Annotated in this window: 9 protein-coding genes; 4 read left to right on the forward strand and 5 right to left on the reverse strand. The window is 44.5% G+C overall.

Annotated elements, in window-relative coordinates:
- The first annotated feature begins 120 nt into the window (after positions 1-120).
- Both AB1757_28310 and AB1757_28315 read left to right on the forward strand, forming a co-directional pair.
- On the forward strand, positions 121-2,583 hold the full coding sequence (locus AB1757_28310) for an ABC transporter permease (GenBank protein MEW6130968.1): 2,463 nt from the start codon (positions 121-123) through the stop codon (positions 2,581-2,583).
- 81 nt (positions 2,584-2,664) lie between these two features.
- A complete protein-coding gene (locus tag AB1757_28315) occupies positions 2,665-3,093 on the forward strand; it encodes an EamA family transporter (protein MEW6130969.1) in 429 nt (142 codons plus the stop codon).
- 1 nt (position 3,094) lies between these two features.
- Here AB1757_28315 and rlmN read toward each other — a convergent pair whose 3' ends face one another.
- The 3 genes from rlmN to AB1757_28330 all read right to left on the reverse strand — a co-directional run bounded on the left by rlmN (position 3,095) and on the right by AB1757_28330 (position 7,609).
- A complete protein-coding gene (gene rlmN / locus AB1757_28320) occupies positions 3,095-4,162 on the reverse strand; it encodes a 23S rRNA (adenine(2503)-C(2))-methyltransferase RlmN (GenBank protein MEW6130970.1) in 1,068 nt (355 codons plus the stop codon).
- A gap of 65 nt (positions 4,163-4,227) precedes the next feature.
- Positions 4,228-4,644, reverse strand: a complete 417-nt coding sequence (locus tag AB1757_28325) for a hypothetical protein (protein MEW6130971.1) — start codon at positions 4,642-4,644, stop codon at positions 4,228-4,230.
- Positions 4,645-4,858: 214 nt separating this feature from the next.
- Positions 4,859-7,609 (reverse strand): PIG-L family deacetylase, encoded by a 2,751-nt coding sequence (locus AB1757_28330; protein MEW6130972.1) that lies wholly within the window; start codon positions 7,607-7,609, stop codon positions 4,859-4,861.
- A gap of 141 nt (positions 7,610-7,750) precedes the next feature.
- Here AB1757_28330 and AB1757_28335 point away from each other — a divergent pair, with 141 nt between their 5' ends.
- Together AB1757_28335 and AB1757_28340 are read left to right on the forward strand one after the other, a co-directional pair.
- Positions 7,751-7,951, forward strand: a complete 201-nt coding sequence (locus AB1757_28335; protein MEW6130973.1) for a hypothetical protein — start codon at positions 7,751-7,753, stop codon at positions 7,949-7,951.
- Positions 7,952-8,007: 56 nt separating this feature from the next.
- Entirely contained in the window at positions 8,008-9,654 is a 1,647-nt protein-coding gene (locus AB1757_28340) for a sodium:solute symporter (GenBank protein MEW6130974.1), read from the forward strand.
- A gap of 45 nt (positions 9,655-9,699) precedes the next feature.
- On the opposite strand, the gene AB1757_28345 is transcribed toward AB1757_28340, so the two are convergent.
- Both AB1757_28345 and AB1757_28350 read right to left on the reverse strand, forming a co-directional pair.
- Positions 9,700-10,062: a hypothetical protein gene (locus AB1757_28345; protein MEW6130975.1), complete on the reverse strand. Its 363-nt coding sequence runs from the start codon at positions 10,060-10,062 to the stop codon at positions 9,700-9,702.
- A gap of 102 nt (positions 10,063-10,164) precedes the next feature.
- Positions 10,165-10,685, reverse strand: a 521-nt coding sequence (locus AB1757_28350; protein ID MEW6130976.1) for a hypothetical protein, incomplete at its 5' end; no start/stop codon positions are given.

Raw genomic sequence — 10,685 nt, forward strand, 5'->3', positions numbered from 1 at the left:
CTTCCCGCAAATTTATTATTCCTTTCGGTGGTTTCATCATCGCCTGGATTTTTACTAAATAATCCCGGATAATCGCCTGCAATCCAGCTTCTCATTTTCAAAAAATTCTCGAGGAAATTGATGGGGACGGTTCTACAAGACATCAGCTTCGGCATCCGCGCGTTACTTAAAAAACCGGGATTGACGATTGTTGCGATTTTATCACTGGCTATCGGTATTGGCGCAAATAGCGCGATTTTTACGGTCACCAATGCGCTGTTACTCAGTTCATTGGGATATAAAGATGCTGATCGTTTGGCGATTTTATGGAATCGCTCGCCCGGATTGAATATCGACCAGGACTGGTTTTCATTGGGTCAATATCTGGATATAAAAAGCGAAAATCAGGTGTTCGATGAAGTCGCAGTAACGATTGGTGGAAGTTACAACTTCACAGGGCATGGAATCCCCGAACACATTGAAGGCGCGCAGGTCTCTTCATCAATATTTTCGCTTTTCGGAGTTGAACCATTTCGAGGGCGGATTTTTTCACCCGAAGAGGATGAAAAAGGCAAAGCCACGACGGTCATTCTCAGTCATGGTTTTTGGCTCAGGCGATTTGGCGGGGATGCGGATACAATCGGAAAATCACTCGTTTTAAACGATAAAAGTTACACCATCGTCGGCGTGATGCCCGCAGAGTTTGTTTTGAATAAAGAACTCATGCCAACGGTGAGTGGCATTTTAAAAGCCGACATCCTGTTGCCCTTGACGGTCAACGAAAGCGACAGAAGCAAAAGAGACGGCGAAGATTTTAATATTTTTGCCAAACTGAAAAGCGGGGTTTCGATTGCGAAGGCTCAAGAGGATATGAATGCCATCGCTGAACAAATGAAGCAGCAATATCCGCAAAATTATCCGTCAAATGGCGGGCTGACCATCAGTGTGGTTCCTTTGCTTGAACAGGTCGTCGGAGATATTCGCCTGCCGCTTTACATTTTATCCGGGGCGGTTATTTGCGTTCTGTTAATTGCCTGCGCCAATGTCGCAAATCTCCTGCTGGCGCGGGCTGCCACACGCCAGAAAGAGATGGCGATTCGCTCGGCAATCGGTGCCAGTCGCTTACGGATTATTCGCCAATTGCTCATTGAAAGTTTGCTCCTATCAATCGTTGGTGGCTGCATCGGTTTAGGATTTTCTTATATGGCAATTAAAGTTGTTCAAATTTATGGCTCGGCAAATATTCCCCGTTTAAATGACATCGAAATCAACGAACGGGTTTTGCTATTTACCATTTTCATTTCATTTCTTACCGGTATTATTTTCGGCTTGGTTCCGGCATTAAGAGCGACACGCGTTGATTTAAACAACGTCTTAAAAGATGGCGGACGCAGTTCGAGTGGTACTGGGAGTTTCGGTCGTGGGCATTACAAACTCACCAATTTACTGGTTATTTCTGAAGTCGCTTTATCATTGGTTCTCTTGATTGCTGCCGGACTCCTGATTCGCAGTTACCAGCGAATCGAACAAGCCAATCTTGGGTTTAATCCCCGAAATGTCCTTTCACTTCGACTTTCACTACCAAGCACCCGTTACAACACACCTGACAGTGTTATCGCTTTTTATAAACGGCTGGATGAAAAAGTAAAAGAATTACCGGGCATCCAAAATGTCGCATCAAGCTATCTGTTACCGCTCAGTTCAAATTCGGCAGGATGGGAACCGACCGTGATTGACGGTTATGTTCCAAAACCCGGTGAGGATTTAATCATCTCTACGGTTAATTTCATCGCGCCGGAATATTTCAGCGCGATGGGTATTCGATTAATCAAAGGGCGACCTTTCGATGAACGCGATATCAAAGGCGCTCAGGAGGTCGCGATTGTCAATGAACACCTCGCACAAAGATTCTGGCCCGGTGAAGAAGCGATTGGCAAACGTGTCCAACGCGCTAACGCTGGCACCTGGCGAACCGTGATTGGAGTGGTGAGTAACCAAAAAGAGTTTAGTCTGGAAAGCGAACCACCAATAACCGTTTATTATCCCATCAACCAATTTCCAATCAGGAGCCGCTATTTGGTGGTTAAATCCTCAAACAATTCCACAGAATTAATTAAAGCTGTCTCTTCTACAATTCAAGAGATTGACCCGGAGCTTCCGATTTATGATGTAAATACAATGGAACAACGGCTATCGGATTCCCTGGCGAAAAGACGATTCGCTATGTATTTACTTTTTGTGTTCGCGGTGTTTGCGCTGTTGCTTGCAATCATCGGTATCTACGGCGTCATTTCATACTGGGTCAATCAGCGCACCCATGAAATCGGCATCCGTATGGCGCTTGGCGCAGAACAAAAAGACATTTTAAAACTGGTGGTAGGTCAGGCAATGGCGCTAATCCTAATCGGTATCGGCGTTGGTTTACTGGGCGCATTCGGATTGGCTCCTGTGCTATCGAGTTTACTTTTCGGCATCAGCGCCACAGATAAAATGACCTTTTTAATCATCTCTTTGACTCTGGCAATCGTTGGTTTGATTGCCAGTTTTTTACCGGCAAGGCGCGCAGCCAAAGTCGCACCGGTTATCGCACTACATTATGAGTGAAAATATAAATACCAACCTGTTAATGTTCACCTCGCAGGTTGCAGAATTTATTGATTATTTAACAGCCGATGAAAATTTAAAATGCGAAATTATTTTCTTCCGATAATCCTGGCGGTAGGGGGTGGAATCCTCTATCACGTCGCGCAAAAAACCGTACCAAAAGATGCGAACCCGATTTTTGCTTTAATCATCGCCTATCTATCGAGTCTTCTGGTAGTCACGGTCTGCTTTTTCATCTTCAACCCCCATCAACCGATTTTACCTGAATTAAAAAATCTACATTGGGCAATGGTGGGGATTGGCATCGGAGCGGCGGCAATTGAAATCGGTTTTTTATTCGCCTATCGCGCGGGTTGGCGAATCAATTCAACCAATCTTTATGTCAACATTGCGATAACCTTGATTTTGATTCCGATTGGTCTGCTATGGTTTAGAGAATCGCTGTCACGCTGGAATGTTACAGGTATCATCTTGTGTATACTTGGGTTGATTTTACTTTCAAAACGGTAATTCAACCGCTCGCCTGATGACGGGCGGCAAGCTGCCCACATGCCGCTGAAATATCCTGACCGCGAGGGCGACGAATAAACGCAGGTAAACCTGCGGCTACCAATATTTTTTGAAATTCTAAAATCCGTTCCATCGGTGAAGAGAGATAAGGAAGTTCCGGCGCGGGGTTATGCGGAATTAAATTCACTTTGGCTTTGATATTGGCTAACAGGCGAACCAATGCGTGTGCATCCTTATCGCTATCGTTAATATTTTTCAGCATTACATATTCAAAGGTTAATCGTTCGCGTTCATCAAGCGGGTAGTTGCGACACGCTGCCATTAATTCACTCAATGGATATTTCCGGTTAATAGGAAACAGTTGATTTCTAATTTCGTCATTGGGAGCGGAAAGCGAAATCGCCAACCTCGGTCGGATTTCTTCTTTGGCAAAATCATAAATGCGCGGCACGATACCCGCCGTCGAAACCGTGATTCGGCGCGGCGCGATGCCCAATCCTGCGGCATCGGTAAATAACCGAATCGCCTGCATCACATTCTCATAATTCAAAAACGGCTCGCCCATCCCCATCATTACAATGTTGGTTCCATGTGGCGGAAGGTTGCCTTCGCCGTAAACCTCATTCAAAACCAGGGTGATTTGCGAAACGATTTCACCGGCAGTCATATTGCGCTTTAACCCCAACACCCCGGTCATACAAAAATCACAGGCGAGCGGGCAACCGACCTGACTGGAAATACAGATGGTGTCGCGGAATTCTTCGGGCATAAAAACCGATTCAACCTCCTGCCCGTCTGCGAGTTTTAATAAGTAACGTCGGGTTCCATCGCTGGATGTAAAGATATTCTCAATTTGGGTGCGCGTGATTACGGCTTTATTTTTCAGGATTAGTCTGAGGGTTTTAGGGAGTTCAGTTATCGAATCAAATTCGGTAATTCGCCGGTGATAGATTGCCGAATAGATTTGTCTTCCGCGAAAGGGCTTCTCATCAAGTGAAATTAAAAATGCCTGCAACTCATCTTCGGTCATCCCACACAATTCGACCGGTGCTTTTTGAATTGTAATCATCAAACACAGTATAGGATTGTCAGAAGCATAAAATCAAAAATCAATTTTTGTCGGCTTGATGGCAATTAATGCTCAGCGGTTTTTTCCAACTCGCTGATTTTCGCCCTCAGCCAATCTTTCATGACTTCCTCCACCTCTTGTTGATTGTCTTTACTCTCCAATACCTCAATAGTTTCTCCCTTGGGATTCAGCGGAATATGATGGCAGGGTACTTTTTCATTCAACGATTCAACCGGCACAAAATCAATCAACAAACATTCCTGACAAGGGTGGCTTCTTTGCGGGTCTGCAAAATTAATACAGCTAAGCGAATCAAGAAAAATTGAGGTTGGCACTTGCGGGGTTTTAACCGAGCGCCCATATCCGCCTTTTTCCAAAAAGTTAAGTTCGGCTTTTAAGACTTCAAGAACATCCCGATCATCTGTTGACATCATGTGATTCCCTCCAAAAATAATGTATGAATACACTTCTACATTATTCATTGTGGGGTTATTAACTGCACAAAACAATAATCAAACGGCATCATTTATTTGATTAAACGTACAATATACTCCTATTGGTTAATATCTGGTGTCGGTTTCACAAATGATGGCATAAACCGAGAGTCAAAGGGTTATTTAACTCCGCCAATCACTGATGCGAAATTTCATTACTGTCGTCTTGAAGCGATTTGCAGAACCATCCGACTTAATTTTTTTATTTTTTAACCGCTTTCTGAACACTTTTTGCCTTCGGCAAACTTACCAAATTCGCGATTAATCGATAAGCTCCCATCACCCCGTTGGGCAGTTGCCGAAACCAGGCATAACCGGTGTAGACATAATTTCCTTTGCCATACTGCGCAATCACTTCCCCGCCCTTTTTATCGGTTTCACCCGGATCGTGGCTTGCAAGCAACGGTTTAAAATTCTCGTTCCATTCGGTTAAGAAATAAACTCCGCGTTCCTGTCCCCATCCTTCAAAATCTTTTTCAGTGATTTTATTCGGGAAGTTAAATAAAGGGTGTGCCGGTTCGAGGATGGCGACCTGGGCATTTTCATCGGTGACGCGCTCAAACCCCTGGGTTGGCATTTTGACCGGATAGGGCGCGAAATTTCCCGTGGCATATTCATTTTTGTTGTATTGAACAATCAAGGTTCCACCGTTTTTAACGTATTCGAGCAAGCGTTTGTTATTGGCAATCACGTCAGGGCGAACTTCATAGACGCGAATGCCAGTCACAATAGTGTCATATTTATTCAAATCTCCGGATGCCACTTCTTTGGTATCCAGTATATGAACATCGACGCCTAACCTGAGAAGCGCATTGGCAAATTCATCACCCGCGCCTTCGATAAAACCCACTTTTAAATTTTGTGCGACCGCAACGTCAAACACTTTTACTTTCGTTACCGCCTCCTGATAAATCAATCGCGGTTCGATATGTGGATAGGCGATGAGTTGATAGCCTTTTGAAAAGCTTCTGCCATCAGTCGTTTTTGCAACTGTTTTGATTTCGTAATCCCCCACCGGGCTATTCGCGGGAATTTTCAGGTTCAAGGTAAACGTAGCCTGTTCACCTTTGCGAGTTAAATCAAATACCGTATTTTCCGGTGAAATGCTCCACGAACCGCTCTTTATACCTGAAGGAAAATTCAGTTGCAGGCTTCCCGTCTGTTTATCTTTTGAGTTATTGGTCAAGGTCACGATAATTTCGCGATTGGTTATTTTGTTCGAGGTCGGGCTAATCAATAGTGTCGGAGAAACCTTGACTGCGATTTCCGGGGCGACTTTCAATTCGCGCCGGATTTCTCCAAGCGCCTTATCTGCGAAGCGAAATTGCGCCGGTTGATGAATGGTTATTTTTTGCCCGCTGATTTCCAATTCAACTTGGGCGATGATGACTGGCTGAGCCTGCGGTTCAATCCCTATCCCTCCTTTACCGGCAACATACAAATCGCCGTTTCGGGGTTGCTTGAGCCAGTACGGTTCAGTAACTTCTGCAACCTTGGCAACCGTCACATTAAAATCCATTTGTTTGGTAAACCGAGTGCCGATAATCGAAGGACTGAGGGCTGAAGGTTCAATCAACCAATTGTCGGGGGTCTGTAATTTAGCATTGGTTGTTGAAGCGAGTTTAAAAGCCAGATTATTTGCGGCATCGGCAGATTCATTGCCCGATAAATTCAGGTTGCGGTAAACCACAACACTTACTTTGAATTTTTGACCCGGAACCACCATTTCATCGCTCGCCAGACAATCAACCACAATGCCTTCGGTTTTGGTTAATGCATCGGCAAAATCGTCTTCCTTTTGTCTTAATAAAAAATCCGTATTATAAAATTCATCCTCACTTAAATTATTTTTTGAAAGCGCCTCCCGAATGGCTCGAATGGTTTGCAACCCCCTGGCGATTAACGGAGAGAGTTTACCGGTTTCATAAGGATTAAATTTTTCTTTTACTTCATCGGCAATTTTTTGTGCTTCGATTAATTGCGGGCGAATGCGATTTGCAGATTGCCCCGCAAAATCGGCAATACCAGCGAGCGAGACATCTATCCCGTCAAATACATCTTTGGGATTTTCAGTTTTTTCCACATTGCTATCCGCCACTTTATAAAACGAATAACGGTCGCCTTTCAGTTGTAAAGCGCCCTGATCCTGTGACCGGTGCAGGCTTCTACCTTGCATGGCGATTTCAAAGTAGCTTCGACCAAACAACGCATCGAATTGCCCTGTATTGATTGAAATGACTCCTTTTTCTTTAGAGGGTTCATTGCGCGGTTGTTGAAACCCGCCGGAACGAATAAAAAGTTTTTTGGCTTTCCAAGGTCTTAAACCTTCAGCAATCTGTTCGGGAAATTTCGTTGGATCACCGGCGTATTGATAGGCAATCGGTGTCAAATAACCCGAAGCCTGATGATGACCGTGACCATCACTGCTTGTACCGGTAAATACCGGAATAATCACCAAAGGTCTAAATTGGCGAATCACCCTGACCATATCTTTTAATAATTCATCCTGGCTCCATTTCGATAACGCCTCTGCACGCGATTTACTGAATCCGAAATCATAGGCGCGAGTAAAAAATTGTTTCGCTCCATCAACTTGTCTTGCGGCTAATAACTCTTCGGTTCTAATCACCCCAAGTTTTTCATATAAATCGGAGCCAATCAGATTTTGTCCGCCATCGCCGCGCGTCAGTGCAAGATAAGCCGTGCGTGCCTGCCGTCCTCTGGCAAAATAAGCCAGCAATCCGCTGTCTTCATCATCGGGATGCGCGCCGGTATGAAGGACGCTGGCGATTGTCCCCAATTTTCTGATCGCTTCGCCTATGGCTGCGGCGTCAGGTTTTTGACGATTGCTTGCCCTGACAGAATATGGATTGCAGGGAATGAAGGAAAGAATCAGATTAAACAAAATTCCATAGGTGATGAGCGTTGGTGTTTTTTTGATTAATAGGCGCACAGGCTTACTCCCAATTTAATATCCACTGAAAGTTTCAAACGAATTTGTAATGCCGGGATGATAAAAGTTTTAGCGTCTTTATTGACGCCCATCAAGTGCTACCATAGAATATCGCAAATTTTCTGAATCAGGAGCGTTTTGATGTCTGTTGAAGACCCGGAAAAGGATTCACCCAGTTTCAGTGAAAAAATAACTGATTATGTGCTCCTTCTACAGCAGGACGATGAAGAGCAACTGGGATTATGGTCAAGTTGGAAGCAGATTTACATCCTGGTTTTGGTTTACGGGTCACTGCAAATTCTCATTCTCTATTTCTTCACACGGATATTTAATCACCCATGAGACTAGCTGACTGGATTATTTTTGCCCTTTACCTAGCACTTACGATTTTTGTTGGGATGTATAAAAGTCGTGAGGGAAAAGATGTAGAAAGTTATTTTTTGGGAAACCGTAGCATTCCCTGGTGGGCTGCGGGTCTTTCAGTGATGGCAACCCAAGCCAGCGCCATCACCTTTATTGGAACCACCGGACAAGCATTCAACGATGGCATGCGGTTTATTCAGATTTATTTGCCGCTGCCAATCGTAGTGGTTTTGTTGTGCATCAGTTTCGTCCCATTTTTTTACCGGGCAAAAGTCTACACGGCTTATGAATATCTTGAACGGCGATTCGATACCAAAACCCGCGCGCTTACCAGTTTTCTGTTTCAGTGTTCAAGAGGGATGTCGGTTGGTATCGTGCTCTATGCCCCATCTGTGGTTTTATCTGTGATTTTGGGGTGGAGTGAATTCTGGACCATTTTATTAATGGGGATTTCAACGATTTTATATACCACCTGGGGAGGGGTTCGAGCGGTTGTCTGGACAGACACTATGCAAATGCTCCTGATGTTCGTCGGGGTTTTTGTTGGTCTTTATTTAGTAATTGATGGTTTACCGCAGAACGTCACCTTTTCGGATGCAATTTATTTGGGCGGAGTTACGAATCATTGGAATGCCATAGACCTATCCATCGACCCGAAAAATCAATACACCCTGCTTTCCGGTTTATTGGGTGGGTTTTTCCTGATGCTCTCTTATTTCGGTTGCGACCAGAGTCAGGTTCAACGTTATATCACCGCCCGTTCATTAAAAGAGAGTCAAATGTCATTGATTATGACCGCGATTCTCAAAGTCCCAATGCAGTTTTTAATTTTAGCAACCGGCGTGTTTTTGATGGTGTTTTATCAATTTGAACATCACCCGATTTTTTTTAATCCGGCTGAGGTTCAAAAAATCGAAACCAGCCAATCTGTTTCCGATGAAGTTCGGAAACAATTTCTAGACCTCAAGGCGGAATTCGACACCGCTTTTGAAGATCGCAAAGCGGTCAGTAATCGTTTGCTGGAATCGCGAAAAAATGGCAATGCCGATGAAACCGCGCAGTTATTAAGGCAATTTGATTCGCTCAATAAAACGGTTGAAGAAAAACGCAAGGCGGCTGGGGCTATTATTAAAACCATCTCCAGCAGTAATGATGTCAACTATGTTTATCCCAGTTTTATTCTAAAATATGTACCAATTGGCATGTTAGGGTTAATGATTGCGGTAATTTTTGCGGCTGCGATGTCATCAATATCGGCTGAAGTTGCAGCGTTATCCAGCGCATCAATGATTGATTTTTATAAACGGTTTTTCGTGAAGGATGTTTCCGAAACCCATTACTTTCGAGCCAGCCAGTTATTTACCCTTTTCTGGGGAATTTTTGCGACCGTCATCGCCACCTTTGCCGGTCGCTGGGGAACCTCGCTGGTTGAGACGGTCAATAAAGTGGGTTCCCATTTTTATGGGCCGATTCTTGGCGTATTTTTATTGGGCTTTTTATTTAAACGAGCCAATGGAAACGGAGCATTCTGGGGAATTATTGCAGGGATGGGCGCAGTGATTTTCACCAGTTGGACGACCAATATTGCCTGGTTATATTTGAATGCTATCGGCCCCTTTGTGGTGGTTATCACGGGCGTTGCAGTTTCGCTTTTGACGAAAAAGGCAGGTCGTGAAAGTTAATCGAGCAGCAATAGCTGTAATCAAAAATCGGCGAATTAAATTGGGTTACTTCTTTTTGTTTTCATCATAGGCAGTAGTTTTTTCACCATATTGGTTTTTATACCAATCTAATTCATTACTGAACCCCGCCTGACCTTTTTTAAAGGGTCGTAAACCTAACCCTGCACCAAAATAGCCTGCATGTGGTATTGGCCCATAAACGGTTTTATCTCGATTGACGGTTTTCGATTCATCCTGATTAAAAGCTTTTTCATACCCTGCGGCAATGCCAAATCCTCTGGCACGGGCTTCGAGCTTTCGTGAAGGATGGTTGACTCTATCTTTGGTGATTGAAGAAAATTGCGGTTGCATTTTATTAGGCGTATCCGAACTGATGTCATCCTGGCTTTTTTTCTTGTCGGTCATCATTTTATCTCTGTAAAAAAATAAGGGAGGATGAAATTCATCCTCCCTTATTATAAGGATTCGATAAAGATGAGCAAATGAAAAACCTTGCCCATCTCTAAAGAATTAGTTTTGTGATGGACAGCTTGCCGTGCAATTGAATGCCATAGAATCCCTTCCGGGTTTAGCTGTCGTTCCGATGTTGGTCACCACGATTGAGCCAGGTATCTTGGCACAGACGCTCTGTCCCTTCACCTGAACTTGCGTGAACCGTCCTGCATTCGCAGCGTCAGCCTTCTTGAATTTCAACTTCGTGAACTGCGTTCCGCCAACTGTGACTTTCGCGCCGCTCTCGATGTTGCTTCCCGTGATGATCAGGATAAATCCGCCAGCATCGGTTCTCACCAACTGGCAGTTATTGATCAACGCGATATCGAAGTTTGACGTACATCCAGGTAGATTCGGGTTCGTAGTACAATCCGGTTGTTGCGTCGGCGGATTGTCACACTTGAAGGTGACCTGAACGCCCTGTTCATTACCCAACGCACATCCCGCCGGTGCTCCGGCAACTGCGGATGTCAGGTTGCGGCTCGTGCCGCCACTTCCCGTCACGAAGATTAAGAACGTCTTCCCTGCATTCGCACTGC

The sequence above is a fragment of the Acidobacteriota bacterium genome, from assembly GCA_040754075.1.
GTDB lineage: Bacteria > Acidobacteriota > Blastocatellia > UBA7656 > UBA7656 > JBFMDH01.